Consider the following 23,621-nt stretch of genomic DNA (forward strand, 5'->3'; position numbering starts at 1 on the left):
TCAAGGCCTCCCGACGGGTGTTGTTGTTTGACCGGACTGTGGAACAGCGAGGGCGACGATCGCCTCTTCCGTCAATTGACGACGTTCAAGGACACCCGCGATTTCTCCGGCGCGCATGACCAGGACGCGGTCCGAGACGCGGAGGATTTCCGGAAGCTCCGAAGACACCACGACGATGGCGCGCCCTTCAGAGGCCAGTTTTTCGATGACCGAATAGATTTCTGCCTTCGCGCCCACGTCGATTCCGCGTGTCGGCTCATCGAACAGAAGGATCTGTGCGCCCGCAGCGATCCACCGACCAATAATCGCCTTCTGCTGGTTGCCGCCCGAGAAGCGGCCGATCGGCCGGTTGATGTCCAACGGCCGAAGATTGAGGCTCTGCATGATCGCCTGACTCTCTGTGGCCAGTGCACGCTGCTGAACAAAGCCGAAGCGCGAGAAGCGGCGCATCGATGAAAGGCCGATATTGCTCTTCACCGAGCGCTTGGCGATGATTCCGTCGCGTTTGCGTTCCTCGGGGAGCAGGCCGAGGCCAGCCGCGATTGCGGCACGAGCATTGCCCAAAGGCAGACTCTGGCCGCGCACTCGAACCGCTCCGGTATCAGGATGGTCGACCCCTGCGATGAGGCGCAGCAATTCAGTTCTGCCAGCGCCCACGAGTCCCGATATGCCGATGACCTCGCCTTTGCGCAGCTTGAAAGATGCATTACGCACTGCCTCCCCGCGGCCGAGGTTCTCGACTTCAAGCATGGTCTCGCCTTGAGTGAAGCTCTTATGCTCCGCCACAGCCAGCTCACGCCCGACCATTCGCGTCACCACTTCGCCTTCATTGGTGTCACGCATCACGACGTCGGCGACCTTCCGGCCGTCGCGCAGGATGGTGGCGTTGTGGCAGACGCGGAAGACCTCATCCATCTTGTGAGAAACATAGATTACGGAAACACCTTTGCTCGCGAGCTCTGCGATCAGGACGGCCAGGCGTTCGAACTCGGCGGGTGTTAAACTTGATGTGGGCTCGTCCATTGCTAGCACCTTGGCGTCCTCCATCATCGCGCGGGCGATTTCCACGATCTGCCGTTGAGCGACTTTGAGAGTTTTGATCGGCACCGAAGGATCGATCGCCGGGTCGAGTGGCGCCAGAGCCTCGCGGGCCGCCTGTTCCTGTGCGCTCCGATCGACCAGCATTCCACCGGCCATCGTTTTTGGACGGCCCAGAAACATGTTTTGCGCGACTGTGAGATTTGGAACGTGCTGGAGCTCCTGATGGATCATCGCGATACCAGCCTGGCGCGCTGCCACGGGCCCGTGGCCCTGGATACGTTGCCCATCCAGCTCAATGTGTCCGTCCGAGGCTTCAAGCACACCTGAGAGGATGCGCAGAAGCGTAGATTTGCCGGCGCCGTTCTCACCGAGAAGGCCATGCACTGTGCCCGGCGCTATGGAAAAGCTGACGGCGTCCAGGGCACGCAGACCACCAAAACTCTTCCCAATGTCGATCAATTTGAGACGCGGTACAGCGTTGTCCATCCGGGTATCTCCAAGATTTTGCAGGCCAGCACCACTGTGGGCGGTGCTGGCCCCCAGGCTTACTGATTGGCCTGCTTGAGAAGGACCTGGCGGAGGTCATCACCTTTGGCAGAGAAGGTGTCGACATTGTCCTTGGTGATGAGTGCCTGGGGGGTCGCTACAACACGCGGCAATGCCTGCTTGCCAAGCAAGCGCAACGCCGTCTCCATGGCGACTTCACCGGTCAGTTCGGGGAAGGAGTCGACCGTGCCCGTCAGGTCACCGGCCTTGATCGAAGCGTAAGCGTCCGAAATGCCGTCGGTACCGAAGACAACGACCTTGTCCTTCGCACCTGCCGCCTTGACAGCTTCGATGACGCCAAGAGCCATGCCATCGTTGTTGGCGTAGAAGCCGACAAGATCGGGGTTTTGCTGCAGGATGGTCGCCGCGGTATCATAGGCGAGCTGACGGTCCCAGTTGCCAGGGACGCTGGCGACGACCTTGAACTTTCCATCCTTGGTGATCGTTTCGCTGAAGCCCTTGGTACGCTGGCCGGCGGCGTAAACACCGGCTTGGCCTTCGATCACAGCGACCTTGCCGCCCTGCGGCCGGTTCTTAAGGAACCATTCCGCCACCTTCACGCCGTTGTCGCGCTGAACGTTGCCGACATAGTGCTTGGCGCTCGGGATTACGGCGTCATTGACGTTGATGACGGGAACGCCGCTGGACTCTGCACTTTCAACGGCCGGCTGAAGATTCGAGTCCGTCTGTGGCGAGAGCAGGAGTGCCTTGAAACCCTGCGAGATCAGATTTTCCGTAATCGAGAGCTGGCCGAGCTGGTCGCCTTCGCTCTGGGCCGCCTGATAGGTCACTTCGACCCCATGCGACTTGGCATAGTTCTGATAACCCTCGCCAAGGGTACGCCAATATTCATTGGTCAGCGTCTTGGAGACGCCACCAATCCGCGTACCCTGAGCCGCAGCCGGCACATCGCCGAACTTGCTCTGCAATTGCGACCAGTCGATGCGATCTTTTTCCGTGTCCGAGTTGAGCGGAGCCAGATCCTGAGCGTGAGCGAGGCCCACGGTCAGGGCAAGCGCGCAACTGGCGACAAGCGTCTTCAATGCGAATTTCATCACATTTCCTCCAAGTTGGTCTATTGGGTTTGATGAGGCAGGCTAGGCGCCGATAAGCGCCTGATTTACGATCTGCTGGCTAAGGACAGCGTCCTGCTTTGCCTTTGCATCCTTCAGACGATTGTCTGCATTCAGCCGATCGGAAATTGAGAGAAGACGCTGGACGGTCGCGATGTTGACTTCGCATTCCGCGACTGGGTCCAGGCCGCTGGCATCAGGGAAGGTGTCGAAGTAGAGCGCCCCGTCGTACCCGTCCTGACGGATCTGTTGCAGCAGCTCCAGGGTCGAGCGCATGTGAACCGCACCGACCATCAGCCCGTCGTCACGCTTGGCGTACCCGTCGTTAAGATGGACACCCAAAAGGCGGCTGCGGCGATGGATAAGGTGCGCAGCGAGCGCGGGCTGTTCACCGGCATAAAGCGAGTGAGCGAAGTCGATCGTCACGCCGAGGTTGGCAGCGCCCGCGTCGGCGATGGCGAGAAGGGTCGTCGATGCGTCTCGCAGGAGTGCCTGCGCCCGCGGTTCATCGGGCTTGTACTCGATACTAACAAGGCATTCTGGATCATGCTCTGCAACTTCACGAATGCCCTCGACTTCCCAGTCCCAAGCCTGTTCATAATCGAGCTGAAAATTGTAGTCGTATCCGTCCTGACCCAGCCACAACGTCATTAGATTGGCGCCCATGGCCCGCGAGGCGTCGATACCGCGTTTCGTCAGTTCAATCGCCTCTCGCCTCACGGATTCGTCCGGATTTGTGAAGGCACCGCGCTTGAAGGCAGGGTTGGTGTAGTAGCGCATCGCCAGGCCGTTGATCGAAAGGCCGAGATCGGCAATGCGTTTCGCCAGGGCCGACGGATCATCCGCAACGTGATCTGGATAGTTCAGATCCACGTCCGTTAGGCCCTTTGCGGTCGCAGCGCGCTCAGCCATCTGCAGAAAAGTCGGTTTGCCTTGCAGATCGGGCCAAGCCAAGTGCGGGGCCGAACTGAAGGAATTGAGCCGTGTCGCGAACCGCGTGATTGCCATATCAGCCTCTTCTTTTTCAAGTTCACAACTTTTCATTAATTTGTGAAGTTGTCAATATGAAAATTGCTGATGAAAGGGCCGCCGCTGACTTCCAGGATTTTTCCGAGCCTTTAGTCTGGCTTTCGACCCATCCAAAGGGGAGAACTCAATAAGGCATTGAAAAGCGGACGTTCTCGAATTCTGCTTGGGTCACCGGCAGATATCCGCCTTTTCTTCAATAGGCGCTCCCGTCTCGTCCGCGTCTATTTAAGCAACTCATTGGGCTTGGTCGTAAATGCGATGAAACGGGCAATCGACCATCTGCCGTCTGGCTGGCGCCGGAATATGTCCATGCCCTCTTCAGACGTGGTCTCCGTTGTTCCTTTTGCCGCGACTACAAGTGTCCACGTCAATCGAACCACAGCAACGTCGCCTGCCACTATGATCTCGTGAATGTCGGGATTTTCGTATCGGAGTGTTATATCGGGTCTGGCGAAAACTTTGGTGAGGTTTGCGCACATCGTTTCATGGGTGCCCTGGATCAACTCGGGAACCGAATAAAGCAAATCCGGCGCAAAGAGGTCACAGGCAGCCTTCGGATCCTTCGCGTTGAACGCAGCCGCCCATCGCTGAAATCGTTCCACGATGGCAGCCTTGTCCGCGGCTGGATCCGCAAAGGCAGACGTCTGTGCCATGGCTGCGGCGGCGGCAAGGATCACGCCGAGAAGGGGCCGTAGCATCCATCCCTCCGGTAAGTCCCCATAGGGCTCAAACTCTTACAACCGTAATTTATTTCAGGGCAAACTGACACCGGTGTGTAACCGGGATCAGGACCAATACAAAGATCCCTGAAGATGCCATGACAAGTTGGTGGTCTTTGGCGTGTTCGATTGTCCTTGTCAGCAGGAGCGCCGTATCGTGGATAGCTACCAGTATCAATCAATCCTTACACACATAAGAAATAAAGTTGCTCGGAAAGTTGCCAATAACACCTATCAGAAGCGCCCAGCTACCCAAAATACAGAAACATACGCCGTTAACTTGCACACTTTTCTGCCAGAACGACCAATACAAATCGTATACGATCGTTCATTCTACATAAATGGATACATTGTTAACAATCATGGGTACCGATATTTTGGATTGACGACAGCCTTCAGGACAGAAGACAATGTTCCCATCAACAATTACACATCGTTTGCGGCGCGTTATGAATACAGGGATGGTTTTCGAACAAGTCCTCAGATGATTACGCCGGATATTCTGAACAGTATTTTGGGTAGGATAGGCAGATTGACGCCAGGCAATAATGTTCGATTGGGCAATGAGGCTGCAGACGCGCTTGATCACCAAAGAATGTTTGTAGGTTTTGCTGAAGCCGTTCGATTTGGTGATATTATATCAGATATTATTTGCGAGAGGCCGCTTACCCAACTTCAGACCAGGTTAGACTGGCAAAATCGGACAAACGATGGTGATGGGGCGGTGGCTGTGTTGTGCAGGGAATGAGACGAGCGGCCGATGCAATCACCCGGATGGTTCGAGGCCCGGGCAAGCTGGCAATTCTCAAGGGCGTGATAGGGGAGAGTTTCATCCCGTCTAGTCATGTCGAGCTTGTCGTTCATAGACCTCTTTGAAGGTTCGGTTCGCGCCAAGACCTGCCATTGGCGACTTTCGCTCAGGGAGGTATAAAGGCGCTTCACTGACGACCGTGGAAAGCATTTCATTGTCTCGTAAAGATCGGTGGTTGCCTTCTGCTTGTCTTCGTCAGGCAAGTAGTATTCAAGCACAACGACATATGTCATGATCGCCTAGTTTCATTCCGAGAGCACACATGGCTGGTTTGGGGTCCCTCTCACTCGACCTTCCACCTTTGGCGCGCTTTGCTATAGCGCTCATCGGCTTGATGGTGGTTCGCTGGGTCAGCCCGCGTCTGCGCATGCCGGACTGTGTCGGTTATATTCTGCTCGGTGTGCTGATTGGCCCGCACATGCTCGGTGTGTTGCCAGAGCACGCGCAGGTCGCGAATTTCTTCGCTGAACTCGGCAAGTTGTTGCTGATGTTCTTCGTCGGTCTGGAGATCGACCTCAATCAATTCATGCGCGCAAAGACTCGCGCGCTCTCATTCGGCCTCGCGACCTTCGCGATACCGATGCTGGCGGGGTTCGCGGCGGCCTATGTCTTTGGCTATACTCTCGTATCCGCCTTGCTCGTGGGCTCCCTGATCGCCTCGCACACACTTATCGCCTTCCCAATTGTCATGCGGGCTGGGCTAGCCAGCCGCCCCTCGGTGGTGGTTGCGGTAGGGGCTACCGTGCTTACCGACATGTTTTCCCTGCTGGTCCTGGCCGCCTGCTTGACTACCCATCGGACCGGTTTCGCGCCTTTGGCGATCGCCATCCAGGTTGCAGAGCTCGTTGTCTTCGCGGCTATCCTGCTTTTCGTGGTCGGCCCTCTGGCACGCCGCGCTGTTACTGCCTTGGGAGAACGTGAAGAAGCCAGCTTCACCCTCCTGCTCGTCGTCGTCTGCCTTGCCGCGATTGCTGCAGAGGCCATCCAGCTCGAGGGGATTATAGGCGCGTTCTTGGCCGGCATGGCGGTGAATGAGGCCGTCAAGGCGTCCGGCGCGAAGGAAAGGCTCGAATTCCTTGGCAACAGCATCTTCATCCCCGCATTTTTCATCGTCACCGGATTCCTGATCGACCTGCGTCTACTGGCCCAGTCCCTGACCTCGGACTTGCCGCTGGTTCTTTCCATCATTCTGGGGTTGGTCTTCGCCAAATGGGCGGCGGCGGAATTGACGGGCCGGGCCTTCGGCTTCGAGGCGACAGACCGGCTGCTAACGACCTCGCTAACGCTGCCACAGGTCGCAGCGACGCTCGCGGCCGCGCTCGTCGCCTATGGCGCGATGAACGCTGCCGGCGAGCGTCTGATCGACGGCAGAATGCTGAACGTCACCTTGGTCCTTGTCGTCGTCACCGCGATGCTCGGGCCGATACTGACTTCGTTCGCCATCAAGCGGGTGCGCGGCTCGCCTCCCGACAGCGACACGCTGACCAGCGCGGAAGCTTCGGCGCCGGCGTCGAACTGAAAAGCGCTGTCAAATCAGATAATTCAACCAGCTTTTCATGCGCAGCAGAATGCGGCGGATGACGGCGATCGGCACGAGGTGATCGCTGTAGATTGCGACCTGCGCCGTCGCCCCGGCGGGAAGTTCATACCGCGAGAGGTCTGCGGTGATGTCGATGACGACAAGCGCCATACCCTGGGCCGCACGATCCTCCGGATCGAGCAAAGAGGAAGCGGCCTGCAACTGTCCCTGTGACACGGCGTCGACCAGGGACCGAACCTTGCCGGCAAACACCCTTCCGGGAATGGCGTCGAAGGCTATCTCGGCATCCTCGCCGGGTCGGATACGCTGCACCACGTTCTGCGGGAAGGCGGCCGTGAATATCCGGTCGTCCGCATGAATGAAGACCATGGCGGGCGTGGTGCCCGCCATCATGCCGGGGCGGAGGAAAAGCTGGGTGACATATCCATCCGTCGGCGCTCTGACAGTGGTCTGCTCCAGATTGTAGCGGGCGTCGCGCAGGTCCGCCGCAAGCTGGGCGACAGTGGTATTGACACCATTGATCTGAGAGGTAGCAGCAAGCCGGGCGCGCTCCTGGCCGGCTTGCGCCTGATTCAGCGACTGCCGCGCGGCCTCCAGATTTCGGGCGGCTGTGTCGACGGTTGCCTGCGCGACGTCCTTTTGCTGGAACAACTCCGATTGACGGTCGAAAGTCTGCTGCGAAAGCGCGACCTGCGCTTGGGCTTTCGCAACGGCCGCGGACGCCTGATCGAGTTCAGTCTGCAGCTGCTTGGCGCTCTGCTGGGCTGCCGTGAGCGCGGCCTCCTTCTGATCGACCACGAATTGATAGGGCTTCGGCTCGATAACGAACAATGTCGCGCCCGCCTTGAGAGGCGTGTTCGGCTGCACAGGCACATCAATGACGCGGCCCTTGACCTCCGGGATGATCGGCGTCGTATGGAAATAGAGACGGGCGAGCGTGGTGAAGGGATGATTGTAGTTCATTGCGGTGATGAGGCTGCCGATGATAACGAAGCCGCCGATAATCGACGTCGTCACCGTCCATTTGTTGACTGGAACACGCAGCAGCTTGAAAATCACGACGCAGATGGCGGCGTAGGCGAGAAGAAGGAGGGCGGCCATGGCCTCACCCTGCCTGTCTAGATTGTTCGAGCACTTCGAGGCGGCGTTCCAGCGCCGTCATTGATGACCTCAGCTCTCGTATTGCCTCATCCGGTATGGAGAAGGCAGGGCGTCTGTCGACGGGTTTGTAGAGCAGGGCCCAAATCCACAGGAACGGCCACAAGGCGCCAAGGGTGAAAAGGCTCACCCAGGTCGCGGCTCCGATCGCGTCGGCATGCGGATGATCGCGTCGCTTGGCGATTTCATAGGGAAGGCTCCAAACCGCGACGAACCCATAGATCACAAGGAGCACCATCACGATCAGGATGACCAGGGCGGCGGTGTTCATGGGGTGTTTCTCGCAATCTCATCGGAAGCTGACATGCTCGGGCGCGTCGGTTCTGTTGGCCTTCATAGGCCTCTGGACGTTCATCCGGGGCACCCCGCTTACACACACTCGATCAAATCGATCTCAGAGGTCTGCCACCAGCAGGCTCGCTCCAGCTTTCGCAGTTAAGATCGTGGAATTGCGCCGGCCGGCCACCAATTGTCGTCCTTTGCTTTCGAAATCCATGGGCGTCACGCGACAACTTCGAAGTCGGACAGCTTGAAAGTCTTGTTGTTCAAGGCTTCCGACGGCCCATAGCAGCGCATGGCCGGCAAGGGTCGCTTGCCTGCGGTTGGTATCCAATTGGTTTCAAGGCCATCGGGTGCTTTCGGCCCGACATAGATCGTCACGCCGCCGTCCGCATTCTTCTTCATCTTATCGAGGTCATAGGACGACAGCGTCGTGCGATCGGAGGCACTATAGATAAAAGCGCAGGTCGCCCTGTCATAGACGGTCAGCGCCCAGAACTGCTTGACCGGCATATCCTTGGGCACATCGATCTTGTAGGTCTTGCCTGCCTCCAGAAGCTTGCCGTCCTTGTCGGCCAAAGCCATGAAATATTGCGTACCGGGATGATCGCTCAAAACCTTTGGCATGTAAGTGCACCAGTAATACTCGGCGGCGCGCTCGATAAGGTCGATACGATCATCATAGGTGAATGTGAACGTGCGGTTGTCGTCTGCCTGCAAGAGAGAGGCATAGTGGCGATCGGGCCAATACAGCTTGTCTGTGGGAAAATTGTCGTACCAAGATTGCAGGTAATACCAGGCGTCGATTGCGGCTTGCCGCATGGCGCGCTTCGCCGTCTCGTCAGGCTTGAAGGGTTTGCCCTTTTCGATGCCGAGCGACTTGACCATGCCCATCATGACCTTGTCGTGTTCGCGAACGGGCTCGACACTCATAATGGCATGCATATCCTCGAAGTGCCGCTCGTCATAGAAAGGCAGCGTCGGATAGCGCTCCTCGGCGGGATCGACGAACTTCTGCCGCGGAGGGTTCGCTGCCTCGGACAGATAGTACATCCGCAGGCGCTTGGCGTATGTGTACGCGTCAGCGGTGGTCTTACCGGCGGCGGCAATTGAGCGGAATGCAAAAGCGATGCGATAGTTCGGCGAGGGCACGTGGACATAGCCGGCGGGCACCTCACCGTCATAGTCAGGTGGAGTGAAAAGCATCTTGCCGCCCTCGCCTTTGTCCAACCCGGTCGGACCGACATCGGCGATGGTGAACTGCCAGGCATCGACGACCTGCCCGTAGAGGCTTCCATCCGAACCCGCGACCGGAAGCTCCAGGACGACAGGTCCGTTGCGAAGATCGGTGTAGGCGGCGATGTAAGGCGTGGTGCTGTTCGCCGTGATGGCCTCAAGCCGAGGCGTAGCTGGCGCCGAATAGGCGATGATGTCGTTATCCTTCATGCCGAGATTGTCGAAAGCAGCACGGCGGAAAGAATAGATGGCGATCGCTGGCATATTCCAGAGCACGGCTTCGAACGCGCGCTGGTAGGCGATCTGATAGTGGAAGTCCCTAACTGAGCAGGCAGAGCCCGCCGGCGGCTGACCGCCAAGCGGCTCCTGCCCCTCTTGGGCAGTCGCCTCCCCGATGAGATCAGGTCCGAACGGCGCTAGTCCAAAGGCAGAAGCAATGGCGCCAGCGGCGGCTGGCACGAAGAACTCACGACGGTTCATTCGGAGACTCCCAGGTTCGCCTGCTCAGTTCGGGATGCGCTTCAAATCGTCAGGCTTCCAGGTCTGTTTGAAGAAAGCCTCTTTCGGGCTGTAGAGCCGCAGAATTATGAAATAGCCTTTGCCCGGAAGGGTGGCGACCCAGTTGTGCTCCTTACCCGCCGGCGATTTTGGGCCGAAATAGAGGTCGTAAGAGCCGTCGGCGTTTTGGACAGGCTTATCCATCGAGTTGAGCGAGGGTAATGACTGCCCATTTTCCAAACCTGAGGCCCGCATTGGATCATAAACCGTGACTGACCAGAAATTGGCGGCCGGGACGTCCGGCGGAAGGTGGAGTTGGTAAGTATTGCCACCGTCAAGAAAATTTCCGTCTGCGTCGCGCCAGGTCGACGGGTATTTTGCTCCCTTTTCGACCAGATCCCTGACCATGCCTGGACTGGCGGCATAAGCGGTGGTGAAGTAGGCGTTGCGTTGTTGCAGGTTGGTAAAAGTGCCACTCGCCTGAAATTGCGGATTTTGCCCGGCGAAGACATTTTCCCATTGACGGTCCGGGTAGTATTTACCCCCTGGCTGACTAGCCAGGCCATTCCAGATTTCGACCTTGCTCATGTTGAACGCGGTTCGGGCCGCCTTGTCGAGCAGTTCCTTTTGATGCGGCGTAGGCTGAAAAGGCTGGCCTTTCTGGATGCCGATGGCCGCCATCATGCCACGCCAATCCATGTCGGCCGGGTCGACGGTCTCGTCCTGGACGAAGCTTGCCAGCATGTCGAAATAGCTGCCGTCCTGCGGAAACAGCATATAGGCGGGGGTCTGCGAGCCATCCGGAAACTTCATGGCCTCGGCGCTGTCGCGCTTGCCCAGCGGATAGATGCGGGTGCTGGCGATCAACTGGTTGGCGCCGCTGAGATCCTTTGGATCGGTAAAGAAGCCGCGATAAAACACCAGGACGTTGTTGGTGCGGGAGCGATAGACATAATAGCCCTTGGGCTCCGGTCCCTTATAGTCCCACGGCACGATCAGATATTTGCCGCCGCGAGCGGCATCGGGGCCGGCGAAGCCGAAGTCGCCCGTATAGGCCGTCCCATTGATGGTGGGACCGGTCAGGGGCCGCTGGAAGAAATCGTCGAGAATGCCCTGATTCTTCGGAGGAACCTCGACGACGATCGGTCCGTCCTTGGCAATGTTGACATAGCCCATGGCATAGAGACAGTCGGAATTCGGCGTCGTAACCTTGGTCTGCGCATTCAAGCGCTCTTTCCACACAGGCAGAACGTTGTAGCCGGCGCCATAGGTCTTTTCCGAACCCTGCTTCATCGCCCAGATATTCACGGCCGGAAGCGACCAGAGATAGACCTGCACCGCACGCTGAAAATAAAGCTCGTCGTCAAGAAGCTCGGCGGCCTCCGGCGTCGGGAAATCGCCCTGGAATTGGGCGTTGACGAGGGCGTCGTAGCGCGACGAGGTCTGCGCTTGGGCAAGGGAAGTTGCGGAGAGCAAGGCGACCGCGCCAGCTCCAGCATAAACAAAGCGTATCCAATTCATTGAAAGTCTCCCAGCAGAAAAACCTGAATCCTCGTTGAGAGTAGATAGGGCAACGTCTGGTATAGATGTTTACGCAAGGGTATAGCTTTGAATTTTTGTACATCTCGTTGACGAGAGGATAACTTATGTAGACGCAAATCCGCGAGTACGTTACTGTTACAATGGCGTAAATGCGTTGACTCGTTGGTCAATATGAAGGCGTGCAGGATGCCGCTGGTGGGATCGTATTTCAAGCTGGAGAAACAGGCGGAGTGTCCTGCACAGCTGCCGGCTCGTATCCATCGATGGAACTTACGGCCAAACCTGTTGATACCTCATCATCGAGGAAATATTCTTTACTGCTAACGCCTTGTTCAACTGAGATCATCTCCCCATCTGCCTCATTTATAGTGAAATTGAGGTCAAAATTGCGCCTATCATCGAATTGCGGGCTAGGGAAGCCTGTAACCGTTACCTTCTTAACGAATGCGAGAAAAGCTTGACGAAATAAAATGCCAAAGCTCAGGTTACTGCTTGGCCTATCTTAAAAAAGCAGGCTTTCCAATTCGATCCGGTAGCAACAAAGCGAAGGTAAATTGATACCAAGCTCTTCATTATTTGCCGGTTCCTGATAAATATAAGTGGTTGCTTTAGGGAAGGCTTCTGCTATGTGCGAGCCGGCCTATATTTAAATTGTTCTGTAATTGATTAAGCAACGCATGATGTTGTCGCGGCCATAACTATAAACACGAGATATGGCAAAGTTTGTCGCCGGAATTGAAACGGTGCCGTGATGGAATTGCTGGCTCTCCGCACCCCACCCTACTTCCGCCTCGCATTCTCGAACATCTCCTCCAGCGGATCCACGAAAGACCCGCCGAGCAGCGGATAGGCGATCACGAAATACAGCAGCTTGCCGAGCGTGATGAAGCCCACCCATTGGAGCACCACCATCGGGAAAGGCGGGTCGAACAGGCCGAAGCAGATGAGGGCGCTCAGCACCAGCGTGGCGAGCAGCACCACGGCGTGGACCAGGAGCCTGGTCGCCGTGGGTTGCGCGCTGATATCAAGCATCGGCTTCATGCCTGCCTGCCGGATCCGGCCTCAGCTCTTCCTCTTGCCTTCCTTCGCCGCATAGGCTGCCGGCGCCCGCTCGGAGACGCAGGCGTCATAATCCGCCTGGCTGGAGACGCGGCCCGCGGCCTGGCAGGCCGACTCGGCCTCCACATAATCGGACTCGTTCTTGATGCAGGCGTCGCCCTTCGGCGTGCCGGCCTTCATGCCCTTGCGGCTGCAGGTTTCGGTGCCCATGCTGAGCGCGCCTTCGTGCCGTATGCAGGTCACCATGGCATCGCTGCCGGCGGCCACGCCCTGGGCCTCGCACTTCTTCTGGAACGGGTTGGTGGTGGGAAAGCTCTCCTGCTTCTCCTGCGCGCAGCTCGCCAGGGCGAAGACGGCGAAGACGAGGGGAATGCTGATTTTTGCAAGGGACATGAGCCGCGCCACCACATTTTCGTTACGTGTAGCCGACTTCTATCAGAGACAGGGCAATCGGGTGAAGGCCTTTGTGGGCGTCTCGTGTGCGCTGGGCCGGGCTGGGACGGTGTAGTCGGACCAGACAAGGGTTTGGTGGGGACTGCAGGAGGAGAAGGCGCTTTATTCTGCTTGCGGTCCCGGATCTGCGAAGCGGCATTGCATGCCGCATCGCGTCCGGGATGACATGCCCCTTCGCCCGATCGTTCCTTGTCAGAGATCGATGCTCTCGATCACCAGATTATGGTTGGTATAGACACAGATATCCGCCGCGATGCCCATCGCCTTGCGCACGATCGCCTCTGCATCCGCATCGGTATCCACCAGCGCCCGGGCCGCGGCGAGGGCATAGTTGCCGCCGGAACCGATGGCCATCACCCCGCCTTCGGGATCGAGCACGTCGCCGGTGCCGGTGAGCACCAGGCCCACCTGCTTGTCCGCCACCAGCATCATCGCCTCCAGCCGACGGAGATAGCGGTCGGTACGCCAGTCCTTGGCGAGCTCCACGCAGGCCCGGGTGAGCTGGCCGGGATATTGCTCCAGCTTGGCCTCGAGCCGCTCGAACAGCGTGAAGGCATCGGCCGTGGCGCCGGCAAAGCCGGCGATGACGTCGCCCTTGCCCAGGCGCCGCACCTTGCGGGCATTGCCCTTGATCACCGTCTGCCCGAGGCTGACCTGCCCATCGCCCCCGATCAGCACCTTGCCGCCCTTGCGGACCATCAGGATCGTGGTGGCGTGGAATGGCGAACGCGGCCCGCTGTCCTGTGCGGGTTGGTTGTCGAAATTCATGGAGACCTCACTCATGCTGGTCTCTATCTAGGGCGGGGAATGGAAAAGGCAATTCCCGGGCGGGTTGTTACAGGGAGGCGGATGAAGAGCGGAAGGTCATCCCGGACGCGATGCGGCATGCAATGCCGCTTCGCAGATCCGGGATCGCAAGACGAGTGAGCCTCTTTCGGCGAGCGATCCCCGGACCAGACAATTGTCTGGTCTGACTGCACCGCATCATTTCATTCTGCGGTGCGCACGGGATGACTGCAAAGGCCTTCACCCGAACGCCTTGCGGTCCCCCCCTCATTCTACCAAACCGGCAGACAAAAAATAGATTGTGCGCCGCGCGAAGTGGTGTAAAACTGGATAATGTCAACGACACTTAATTAATAGACGAGCCCAAGGATAGACCAGTTTCCTGGAGCCAATAGTTCCGGGTGCTTGTCGCGCAGCTATCAGACCTGACTTGATCATGCCGCGGCTTTGCCCGTGATCTTGCAGCTATGTGGTATTGGGGGGATGAGTGAGCGCGCCGTTGCTGACCATGACTGGTGTCACCAAGCATTTCGGAGGCGCTCAGGCCCTGCGTGGGGTCGACTTCGAGCTGCGGGCCGGCGAGATCCATGCGCTGCTGGGCGAGAACGGGGCCGGCAAATCCACCCTGATGGGCGTGTTGGCGGGCGTGCATGCGCCCGATAGCGGCAGCATGGCAATCGACGGCAAGGCGGTGCATTTCGCCAGCCCCCGCGAGGCGCAGGCGGCCGGCATCGCCACCATCTTCCAGGAACTCGACCTGGTGCCCGGCCTCGATGTCGCCGCCAATCTCTTCCTGGGCCGCGAGATCGTTCGGCCCGGCGGTTTCCTCGACACGGCGGCCATGCGGGATGAGGCCCGCCGGCGCCTTGCCGATATCGATGTCGACATCGATGCCGAGCGGAAGGTGGGCGATCTGTCCATCGGCCAGCGCCAGGTGGTCGCGATCGTCAAGGCGCTGTCCTATGCCTCGCGCGTGCTGATCATGGACGAGCCGACGGCGGCCCTCACAGCAGGGGAGGTCGAGCGCCTGTTCGGCATCATGCGCCGGCTCAGCGCCAGCGGCGTCGGCATCGTCTACATCTCGCACCGGCTGGAGGAAGTGCCGCAGATCGCCGATCGCGTCACGGTGATGCGGGACGGCCTGGTCGCCGGGACGACGAAGCCCGATGCGCCGCAGTCCGAGCTCGTGCGGCTGCTGGTCGGCCGCCCGCTCGACGAACTCTATCCCGCGCGCAGCGAGGCCGTGGGGCCCCGGCTTCTCCATCTCGAAAACGCCAGTTTCCGGCCGAAGCGCCAGCGTGCCGGCTGGCAGGTGCCGTCGGGCCTGTCGCTCGATGTGCACCGGGGCGAGATCGTCGGCCTCGCCGGCCTGATGGGCGCCGGGCGCACGGAACTGCTCTCCGCCCTCTATGGCACCGGGCTTGCCGGGCGCTGGGAAGGCATCGTCGAAATCGAGGGCCGCGCGGTGAAGCTCGACTCGATCCGCGCCGCGCGCCGTGCCGGCATCGCCTTCGTCACCGACGACAGGCGCGGCAGCGGGCTGATGCTGCGCATGGGCGTGGGGCGCAACCTGGTGATGTCGATCCTCAGGCGTGTGTCGCCGAACGGCTTTTCCTCGGCGGCGCGCGAGGCGGTGGCCGTGCTGAAGGCGTTCGGCCAGTTCGACATCAGGCCGCGCAATCCGGATATCGCGGTCGGCGCCTTGTCGGGCGGCAACCAGCAGAAGGTGGTGCTGGCCAAGGAGATCCTCGGCGAGCCGCGCCTCCTGCTGCTCGACGAGCCGACGCGCGGCGTCGATGTCGGCGCCAAGGGCGAGATCTATGCCCGCCTGCGCGATCTCGCCCGCCAGGGGCTCGGCATCCTCGTCGCCTCCAGCGAAATGCCGGAGCTGATCGGCCTGTGCGACCGCATCATCGTGCTCCGGCAAGGGCGCGATGTCGCCGAGTTCAAGGGTTCCGTCGACGAACACACCGTGCTTGCCGCGGCGAATGCAGGGATTTGAGATGACCGACGCCAAAGCATCAGCTCCCGCCCAGCCCGGCCAGAGCGCGGCGCCAGCCAGCCGGCGCGATCCCCTGGCGCTGGTCGTGCGCTTCCAGAGCCTGATCGGCCTGATCGTGGTGGTGATCGGCGGCATCATCTTCTCGCCGCGCCGGCACGGCCAGATCCTCTTCCTCGCCCCCGACAACATCGCCAACATCGTGCGCGCCGTGTCGGAGACCGGCATCATCGCCATCGGCATGACCTTCGTGATCATCACCGCCGGCATCGACCTCTCGGTCGGCGCCCTGCTCGGCCTCTCCAGCGTGGTGACGGCCACGATGATGATCAACTCGGGCTTCGGCCTGGTGCCGACCATCCTCCTGGTGCTGGCGATGGGCATCGCCTTCGGCGCCATCCAGGGCGCCATCTCGACGCGCTTCCGCCTCGAGGCCTTCATCGTCACGCTTGCCGGCCTGCAGGCGGCGCGCGGCCTGGCGCTGGTTGTCTCGGGCAACCAGTACATCAACATTTCCTATGGCGACGGGCCGGGCCTGGCGCCGCCGGTGTTCTCGATCCTGGGCGACCGCCTGTTCAACAATGTCGTGCCGGTCGCCACCATCGTCTTCGTGGTGTTCGCCGCCATCGCCACGGTGGTGCTCAACACCACGCGCTTCGGGCGCTACGTCTTTGCCGTCGGCGGCAATGAGCGGGCGGCGCGGCTTTCCGGCGTGCCTGTCTCGGGCGTGAAGATCGCCGTCTACGCTATCACGGGCTTCGCCTCGGCGCTCGCGGGCATCGTGCATGCCGGACAGTTCAACTTCGGCAGCGCCAATGACGGCGCCGGCTATGAGCTGACCGCCATCGCCGCCGTGGTGATCGGCGGCACCAGCCTGTTTGGCGGCTCGGGCTCGCTGGTCGGCACGGTGGCCGGCACCATCATGCTGGGTGCGCTCGCCAACGTGCTCCAGCTCAACAACATCACCCCCGCCATGCAGTTGCTCGCCACCGCGGCGATCATCGTGCTGGCGGCCGTGCTTCAGTCCCTCGTCCGTCGCCGCGAGGGCCTGATGCGTTGAAGGCAAAGGCGAATCCGGGAATGCCGTCCATTCGATCGTCAACAAGATATAAGAGGAGGAAAAAGTATGCATGCAACACGCAGAACCGGCCTGACGAGGGCCGCCTCATGCGCGCTTATGGCAGGCGCGCTCGTCGCCTTGTCGGGAGCCGCTTATGCCGCCGATCCACTGGTCAAGGCTTGCGCGAAGGACGGCGAGTTCGTCATCGGCTTTTCGCAGGCCAACAATGCCGAACCCTATCGCCAGCACGTCAATGACGAGCTGACGGCCGCAGCCAAGGCCGTGCCGCAATTCACGCTGCAGATCGCCGACGGCGCCGGTAATGTGAACACGCAGACCTCGCAGGTGGACAATTTCATCACCCAGAAGGTCGATCTTCTCCTGATCTCGCCCTTCGAGGCCGCGCCCCTGACGCCGGCCGTGCAGCGCGCCATGAAGGCGGGCATTCCGGTCATCGAGCTTGACCGCAAGACGGTGGGCGATCCCGGCAAGGACTACACGGCCTTCATCGGCGGCGACAATTACAAGATCGCCCTGGAGGCCGGCAAATACACGGCCGACAAGCTCCTGCCGGATGGCGGCCAGGTCGCCGTGCTGGAGGGCCTGCCGAGCTCGACCCCCGCCGTCGAGCGGCTCAACGGCTTCAAGGATGGCGTGAAGGGCAACAGCAAGATCGAGGTGGTGGCCGAGCAGGCGGCCGACTGGCTGCCGGACAAAGCCCAGACCGCCTTCGCTGCCATGCTGCAGGCCCATCCCGACATCAAGATGGTCTATGCCAGCAATGACATGATGGCTGCCGGCGCCCGACTCGCCGCCAAGGGCGCGGGCAAGGAAGGCCAGATCAAGATCATCGGCACCGACGGCCTGCCAGGCCCGGCGGGCGGCATCCGTGCCGTGGCCGAGGGCGAATGGGCGGCGACCTTCACCTACCCCACCGGCGCCAAGGAAGCGATCGAGATGGCCAAGTCCATCCTGCTCGATTGCGCCCCCTCGGTATCACCGAATGTGACGGTGGCGACGACGGCGATCACGCCCGACAACGCCAAGAGCCTGATGGGCAATTGATGCGGATGGCCGGGCGGGATGTCCCCGCCCGGCCATGCTTCTTGCCGAAAGGGATTGGGTTGACGTAGGAGGGACCGTCTGCGCGGGATCGCCAGGATCCGTCCGCGCTGTCAGAAGACCCGGGTCCCCATGAACAAGATCTTCTCCGACCTCAAGACCAGCATCTTCGAGACCATGTCGCGGCTTGCCCGCGAGCATGATGCCGTCAATCTCGGCCAGGGCTTTCCGGACGGGGCCGGTCCCGAGGATGTCAGGCTGAAGGCGGCGGAGGCGGTGGTCTCCGGCTGGAACCAGTATCCGCCCATGCTCGGCCTGCCGGAGCTGCGCCAGGCGGTGGCGACGCATTACCGGCGCTTCCAGGACCTAGCGCTCGATGCCGACAGCGAGATCATGATCACCTCGGGCGCCACCGAGGCCATCACCGATGCGCTGATGGCGGTGGTCTCGCCGGGGGACGAGGTCATCCTGTTCCAGCCGATGTATGACGCCTATCTGCCGCTGGTGCTGCGGGCCGGCGGCGTGCCGCGCTTCGTCACGCTGCAGCCGCCCCATTGGCGCCTGACCCGCGAGGCGCTGGAGGAGGCCTTCACGCCCCGGACGCGCGCCGTGCTGTTCAACAATCCGCTCAACCCGGCTGCCGTGAGCTTCTCGGACGGGGACCAGGCGCTGCTCGCCGAGTTCTGCGTGCGCCACGATGCCATCGCCATCTGCGACGAGGTCTGGGAGCACGTGATGTTCGACGGCCGCCAGCACCGGCCGTTGATGAGCTTTCCGAAAATGCGCGAGCGCACCGTCAAGATCGGCTCCGCCGGCAAGATCTTCTCGCTCACCGGGTGGAAGGTCGGCTTCGTGATGGCGGCGCCCGATATCCTCAGGGTGATCGCCAAGGCGCACCAGTTCTTCACCTTCACCACGCCACCGAACCTGCAGGTGGCGGTGGCCTATGGCCTCGGCAAGGACGACGATTACTTCACCGGCATGCGGGCCGACTTCCAGCGCTCGCGCGACCGCTTCGCCGCCGGCCTTGCCGATCTCGGCTTCGCCACGCTGCCGAGCGAGGCGACCTATTTCCTCAACATCGATCTCGCGGCCAGCGGCATCGAGGAGGGCGATGTGAGCTTCTGCCAGCGCCTCGTCCGGGAGCGAAAGGTGGCCGCCATCCCGGTCTCGGCCTTCTATGCCGAGCATGCCGTGACTTCGGTGATCAGGCTTTGCTTTGCCAAGCGTGACGCGACGCTCGACGCGGCGCTCGCCAACCTCAAGGGGCTGATCCACGCTCCCGCGCAGTGAGCGGCCTCAATCCCGCCGGCGTCGGGCGCCCAGACGGGCAAGGAAGGCGAGCGAGACGGTGGTCAGGCCGAGCGCCATCAGCCACCAGTTCTGCCAGGCGGCCAGCCCGGTGAACATCACCACGAGGGCAGTGGCTGAAGCCGCCAGCGCGGCCGGCGTCGAGCGGTCGTCGTCCCGGTCCATGCCGCGGAAGGCGAGCCAGAGCGTGATGCCCGCCAGGACGACGCCGACGGCACCGAGCTCCAGCCAGATCTGCAGGGCGACGTTGCGGGGCGAAGTGAGGATCTGGCCGCCGACGCCGCGGGTAAGCGCGGAGCTGGCATCGAAACCGTAGCCGGCGATCAGATGGGTCGGCAGGCTGTAGGTCACGTCGCGCCAGATGGCGACGAGGTGGTCGCCCTCGGCCGGCAGCAGGAAGCCGCCATATCGGGCCATCAGCCAGCCGATGAGAGGCGCCAGGACCAAAAGGGCCAGTGCGCCGATGGCGAGAAGGCGGGCGGCAAGACGCTGACGCCACAGCGCCAGAACCATCACCAGCATGCCGATGATGAAGGCGGCGAGCACCACCAGATTGTGCACCAGCCACAAGGCGAAGGCCGTCACCAGGCACATCAGCACGGCCTGCCAGCTGCGTCCGCGCGCCAGCACGGCGCCGACCGCCGGCCAGATGAGCAGCTCCAGCAGCATGGCAGCGCGCACGCTTTCCACATCCTCGCTGCCGACCTCGCCGAGGTCCCGCAGCGGCGAGAAGGGCAGGAATTCCAGAGCCAGCGCGACCGCGGCAATGGAGACGCCGATCGGGATGAGGTTGACGTCGCTGAAGCGCACATTCGCCTTCAGGCAGGAGATGGTGACGGCGAACAGCAGCACGACGAGCAGGATGCCCGGCAATTGACCGGCTGCCGCCGCGGGCCGCGGCGTCCAGAAGATGGTGACCGCCGCCCAGATCATCAAAAGGAAGAGCGCCAGCGTCTCATAGGACAGCAATGAACGGCTGAGCCGGCGCAGGGCCGTCGGCAGGCGACCATCGAGGGCGGCGGCCAGGATGAGCAGGGCGGTGGCGATCGGCACGATGACCGCCACGGCATGGCGGGAGAACATCGCGAGGAGAGGCGCGAAGATCACCAGCAGGAACAAGCCCAGCCGGGTAAGTAAGCCCGAAACCGCGAGCGCGGGATCGAGCGGAGCTTCATAGGCGCGCCGTTCCATCGCCTCGTCCTCTACACAACACGCAGTAGCTATGGCGGAAGCCTTCCGGAGCGTCCATGACGAAAAAGTCACACTATGGTTAAAATCGTACGCGGCTAAGAAGCCGCGAACCAACCCCGGAGCCTTGTTCGGAGCGTAGCCCGAGCCGCTTGCCCATTGCGCTTGCCGGCACGATAGGCCACATCGGCGCGATGCGTTCCTTCGACCAGCCCTTGCCCATCGACGAGGCCCTGCCGGCCCTGCTCGCCGCCCTCGGCGCGCGCTCGAATGCGGTGCTCGTGGCCCCACCGGGTGCCGGCAAGACCACGCGCGTGCCTCTTGCCCTGCTCGACGAGGCCTGGACGAAGGGCGGCAAGATCGTCGTGCTGGAGCCGCGGCGCCTCGCCGCCCGGGCGGCTGCCGCGCGCATGGCCTCGACGCTCGGCGAGCCCGTCGGCGCCACCGTCGGCCTCAGGGTGAGGCTGGAATCGCGCATCTCCGCGAAGACGCGCATCGAGGTGGTCACCGAAGGCGTGTTTGCCCGCATGATTCTCGACGATCCCGGCCTGACCGGCATCGCCGCCGTGCTGTTCGACGAATTCCATGAGCGCTCGCTCGATGCCGACGAGGGTCTCGCCTTCGCGCTCGATGCGCAGGCGGGCCTGCGCGAGGACCTGCGCATCCTGCCGATGTCCGCCACCATCGATGGCGCGCGCGTCGCCGGCCTGATCGGCGGGGCGCCGGTGATCGAAAGCGCCGGCCGCGCCTTTCCGGTGACGACGCATTATCTCGGCCGCGACTCGCGCCAGCGCATCGAGGAGGCGGTGGGCGAAGCAGTGATGCGGGCCCTGCGCGCCGAACGAGGCTCCATCCTGGTCTTCCTGCCGGGGCAGGGGGAGATCATCCGCGTCGCCCGCCTGCTCGGCGAGAAGAATCCCGGCGAGGACGTCGACATTGCTCCGCTCTACGGCGCCATGGATGCGCGCGACCAGGACAGGGCGGTGGCGCCAGCGCCGCCCGGGCGCCGCAAGGTGGTCCTCGCCACCTCCATCGCCGAGACCAGCCTCACCATCGAGGGGGTGCGCGTGGTCGTCGACGCCGGTCTCGCCCGCGTGCCGCGCTACGAGCCCGATCTCGGCCTCACCCGGCTCGAGACCGTGCGTGTCTCGCGCGCCAGCGCCGATCAGCGCCGTGGCCGCGCCGGGCGCACCGAACCCGGCACATGCTATCGCCTCTGGGAGGAGGCGGCGACCGGCGCCTTCGAGGCCTTCGCCAAGCCCGAGATCCTGGCCGCCGATCTCAGCCCGCTGCTGCTCGACTGTGCCGCCTGGGGCGTAGGCGATCCGCTGAGCCTGGCATGGCTCGATCCGCCGCCGAAGCCAGCGCTTGCGGAAGCGCGGGCGCTGCTCACCGCCATCGAGGCGCTGGACGAGGAGGGCCGGCTCACCGACATGGGCCGGCAGCTCTCGGCTCTTGCACTGCCGCCCCGGATGGCGCGCATGATCGTGGCAGCTACCGAGAACGGCGAGGCCATGCTGGCGGCCGAGATCGCCGCCGTGCTTTCCGAGCGCGGACTAGGCGGGGAGGGCACCGATCTCGTCGAACGCATCGAGCGCTTCCGGCGCGACCGCGGTGGCCGCTCGCAGGATATGAGGCGCCTGGCGCGCGGCTGGGTAAAGGCGGTCTCGGGCGAAGCACGAGAGACCGATCCCACTCGCGCCGGCGTCGTGCTCGCGCTCGCCTTTCCGGATCGGGTGGCAGTGGCGCGCGGCCAGCCGGGCGGCTTCACTATGGAGAACGGCCGCGCGGCGCGCCTGGAGCCACATGACCGGCTGGCGCGCGAACCCTTCCTCGCCATCGCCGAGATCGCCGGCAGCGCCGGGGCGAGCCGCATCCTGCTCGCCGCCCCGATCACGCTGGAGGAAATCGACGCGCTGCATGGCGTCAGCGAAACGGTGACCACGGGCTACGATCCGGCCACCTCGAGTCTCAAGGCCCGTTCTCTGCGCCGCTACCGCCGCCTGATATTGCAGGAGACCACGGCCGCCCTGCCGCTCGATGCCGAGGCGGCGGTGCTTCTCGCCCGCGGACTTGCCCAGAGCGGCATCGAGCGTCTGCCCTGGAGCAAGGCGCAGCGCCAGTTGCGCGACCGCGTCGCCTTCCTGCGAGCCAACGGCTCGCCGGGCTGGCCCGACCTTTCCGATGAGGCTCTGGCAGCCAGCGCGGAGGAATGGCTCGCGCCGGCCCTCCAAGGCGTGCGCGGGCTCTCCGCAATCACCCCCGATATGCTGGAGAGCGCTCTCGCCGGCCTCCTGCCCTGGAGCGAAAGGCGCCGCCTCGATGCCGAGGCTCCTGCATTCTTCGAGGCGCCGACCGGGTCGAGCCTCGCTATCGACTATGAAGCGGAGGGCGGCCCTGCCATCTCCGTGCGCGTGCAGGAATTGTTCGGCCTCGCCAAGCACCCCGCCATCGCCGGAGGACGCGTGCCGTTGACCCTCAATCTGCTCTCGCCCGCCCATCGCCCGGTGCAGGTGACAAAGGACCTGCCGGGCTTCTGGAAGGGCTCCTACGCCGCCGTGCGCGTGGAGATGAAGGGGCGCTACCCCCGTCACCCCTGGCCGGAAGACCCGGCCGCTGCGGTGCCGACGACGAGAGCCAAGCCCAGGGGGACGTAGCGCTGGGAGCTTCCTGGGAGCGCGGACGTCCCGTCCGCTCTTGAAACAATGACGTTTGAGAAAGAAGTCCACCCTTGTTGCAGGGCGCGGCCGTTCTTGGTCTCAACACTCAACCGCTTTCGCCTTTGCCGGAAATTGCATCGTTTCAAGAGCGGACAGGATGTCCGCGCTCCCAGGAAGCTCTCAGGTGTCATGAAGCCTTCGCATTCCCGCTCTTTCGGCGAGACTCCTGATTGACTTCCCGTCTGGCTTACCTCATAAGCACGGCGAATTTGGCGTCGCCCTCGGGCCGGGACGCACCCAGGGCGATGGCCGGGGCGCGTTTTTGCTGTTGCAGGATAGGCGCTGTTCCTTTCAACTCGATCGGCATCCGGCCGCGACTGCGGAGAACGACCCGTGAAACGTACCTATCAACCCTCCAAGCTTGTCCGCAAGCGTCGCCACGGCTTCCGCGCCCGCCTCGGCACCAAGGCCGGCCGCAAGGTTCTCGCTGCCCGTCGCGCGCACGGCCGCAAGCGCCTGTCCGCCTGAGGCGAACGGGCATGGCGCAGTGATGGCCTGTCATTGCGCCCGA

At 62.1% G+C, this 23,621-nt stretch carries 20 protein-coding genes; 8 read left to right on the forward strand and 12 right to left on the reverse strand.

The window, feature by feature from the left end:
* From ACMDCR_RS06290 to ACMDCR_RS06305, 4 genes are all read right to left on the reverse strand, one after another.
* Entirely contained in the window at positions 1-1,527 is a 1,527-nt protein-coding gene (locus tag ACMDCR_RS06290; protein ID WP_413991700.1) for a sugar ABC transporter ATP-binding protein, read from the reverse strand.
* 59 nt (positions 1,528-1,586) lie between these two features.
* The gene (locus tag ACMDCR_RS06295; protein WP_413991701.1) at positions 1,587-2,642 is read right to left on the reverse strand and encodes a substrate-binding domain-containing protein; all 1,056 of its coding nucleotides are present in this window, start codon (positions 2,640-2,642) and stop codon (positions 1,587-1,589) included.
* A gap of 42 nt (positions 2,643-2,684) precedes the next feature.
* On the reverse strand, positions 2,685-3,668 hold the full coding sequence (locus ACMDCR_RS06300) for a sugar phosphate isomerase/epimerase family protein (RefSeq protein WP_413991702.1): 984 nt from the start codon (positions 3,666-3,668) through the stop codon (positions 2,685-2,687).
* Positions 3,669-3,910: 242 nt separating this feature from the next.
* On the reverse strand, positions 3,911-4,387 hold the full coding sequence (locus ACMDCR_RS06305; protein WP_413991703.1) for a YybH family protein: 477 nt from the start codon (positions 4,385-4,387) through the stop codon (positions 3,911-3,913).
* 178 nt (positions 4,388-4,565) lie between these two features.
* Between ACMDCR_RS06305 and ACMDCR_RS06310 the strand changes: the two genes are divergently transcribed.
* A complete protein-coding gene (locus ACMDCR_RS06310; RefSeq protein ID WP_413991704.1) occupies positions 4,566-5,156 on the forward strand; it encodes a hypothetical protein in 591 nt (196 codons plus the stop codon).
* A 397-nt stretch (positions 5,157-5,553) separates the two neighbouring features.
* Positions 5,554-6,738: a cation:proton antiporter gene (locus ACMDCR_RS06315; RefSeq protein WP_413993549.1), complete on the forward strand. Its 1,185-nt coding sequence runs from the start codon at positions 5,554-5,556 to the stop codon at positions 6,736-6,738.
* Positions 6,739-6,747: 9 nt separating this feature from the next.
* On the opposite strand, the gene ACMDCR_RS06320 is transcribed toward ACMDCR_RS06315, so the two are convergent.
* The 7 genes from ACMDCR_RS06320 to hslV form a co-directional block, all read right to left on the reverse strand.
* Positions 6,748-7,860: an HlyD family secretion protein gene (locus ACMDCR_RS06320; protein WP_413991705.1), complete on the reverse strand. Its 1,113-nt coding sequence runs from the start codon at positions 7,858-7,860 to the stop codon at positions 6,748-6,750.
* 4 nt (positions 7,861-7,864) lie between these two features.
* Entirely contained in the window at positions 7,865-8,188 is a 324-nt protein-coding gene (locus ACMDCR_RS06325) for a DUF3302 domain-containing protein (protein ID WP_413991706.1), read from the reverse strand.
* 230 nt (positions 8,189-8,418) lie between these two features.
* Positions 8,419-9,912 carry a DUF1254 domain-containing protein gene (locus ACMDCR_RS06330; protein WP_413991707.1) on the reverse strand — a complete coding sequence of 498 codons (1,494 nt, stop codon included), beginning with the start codon at positions 9,910-9,912 and terminating at the stop codon, positions 8,419-8,421.
* 24 nt (positions 9,913-9,936) lie between these two features.
* On the reverse strand, positions 9,937-11,451 hold the full coding sequence (locus tag ACMDCR_RS06335; RefSeq protein ID WP_413991708.1) for a DUF1254 domain-containing protein: 1,515 nt from the start codon (positions 11,449-11,451) through the stop codon (positions 9,937-9,939).
* 801 nt (positions 11,452-12,252) lie between these two features.
* Positions 12,253-12,513, reverse strand: a complete 261-nt coding sequence (locus ACMDCR_RS06340; protein ID WP_413991709.1) for a hypothetical protein — start codon at positions 12,511-12,513, stop codon at positions 12,253-12,255.
* 21 nt (positions 12,514-12,534) lie between these two features.
* On the reverse strand, positions 12,535-12,924 hold the full coding sequence (locus tag ACMDCR_RS06345; protein ID WP_413991710.1) for a hypothetical protein: 390 nt from the start codon (positions 12,922-12,924) through the stop codon (positions 12,535-12,537).
* Positions 12,925-13,176: 252 nt separating this feature from the next.
* A complete protein-coding gene (gene hslV, locus ACMDCR_RS06350) occupies positions 13,177-13,752 on the reverse strand; it encodes an ATP-dependent protease subunit HslV (RefSeq protein WP_413993550.1) in 576 nt (191 codons plus the stop codon).
* Positions 13,753-14,257: 505 nt separating this feature from the next.
* Here hslV and ACMDCR_RS06355 point away from each other — a divergent pair.
* The 4 genes from ACMDCR_RS06355 (at position 14,258) to ACMDCR_RS06370 (ending at position 19,184) form a co-directional block, all read left to right on the forward strand.
* Positions 14,258-15,772: a sugar ABC transporter ATP-binding protein gene (locus tag ACMDCR_RS06355; protein WP_413991711.1), complete on the forward strand. Its 1,515-nt coding sequence runs from the start codon at positions 14,258-14,260 to the stop codon at positions 15,770-15,772.
* 1 nt (position 15,773) lies between these two features.
* Positions 15,774-16,829 (forward strand): ABC transporter permease, encoded by a 1,056-nt coding sequence (locus ACMDCR_RS06360; protein ID WP_413991712.1) that lies wholly within the window; start codon positions 15,774-15,776, stop codon positions 16,827-16,829.
* 66 nt (positions 16,830-16,895) lie between these two features.
* Positions 16,896-17,894 carry a substrate-binding domain-containing protein gene (locus tag ACMDCR_RS06365; protein WP_413991713.1) on the forward strand — a complete coding sequence of 333 codons (999 nt, stop codon included), beginning with the start codon at positions 16,896-16,898 and terminating at the stop codon, positions 17,892-17,894.
* A 129-nt stretch (positions 17,895-18,023) separates the two neighbouring features.
* Positions 18,024-19,184 (forward strand): aminotransferase, encoded by a 1,161-nt coding sequence (locus tag ACMDCR_RS06370; RefSeq protein WP_413991714.1) that lies wholly within the window; start codon positions 18,024-18,026, stop codon positions 19,182-19,184.
* 6 nt (positions 19,185-19,190) lie between these two features.
* Here the strand turns inward: ACMDCR_RS06370 and ACMDCR_RS06375 are convergent, their stop codons facing one another.
* Positions 19,191-20,393: a hypothetical protein gene (locus tag ACMDCR_RS06375; RefSeq protein ID WP_413991715.1), complete on the reverse strand. Its 1,203-nt coding sequence runs from the start codon at positions 20,391-20,393 to the stop codon at positions 19,191-19,193.
* Between the two features lie 191 nt (positions 20,394-20,584).
* Between ACMDCR_RS06375 and hrpB the strand changes: the two genes are divergently transcribed.
* Both hrpB and rpmH read left to right on the forward strand, forming a co-directional pair.
* Complete coding sequence (gene hrpB / locus ACMDCR_RS06380; RefSeq protein WP_413993551.1) at positions 20,585-23,047, forward strand: ATP-dependent helicase HrpB; 2,463 nt, start codon at positions 20,585-20,587, stop codon at positions 23,045-23,047.
* 396 nt (positions 23,048-23,443) lie between these two features.
* Complete coding sequence (gene rpmH, locus ACMDCR_RS06385; protein ID WP_082980037.1) at positions 23,444-23,578, forward strand: 50S ribosomal protein L34; 135 nt, start codon at positions 23,444-23,446, stop codon at positions 23,576-23,578.
* Positions 23,579-23,621 lie beyond the last annotated feature (43 nt).

It is taken from the genome of Labrys okinawensis (assembly GCF_047345005.1).
GTDB lineage: Bacteria > Pseudomonadota > Alphaproteobacteria > Rhizobiales > Labraceae > Labrys > Labrys okinawensis.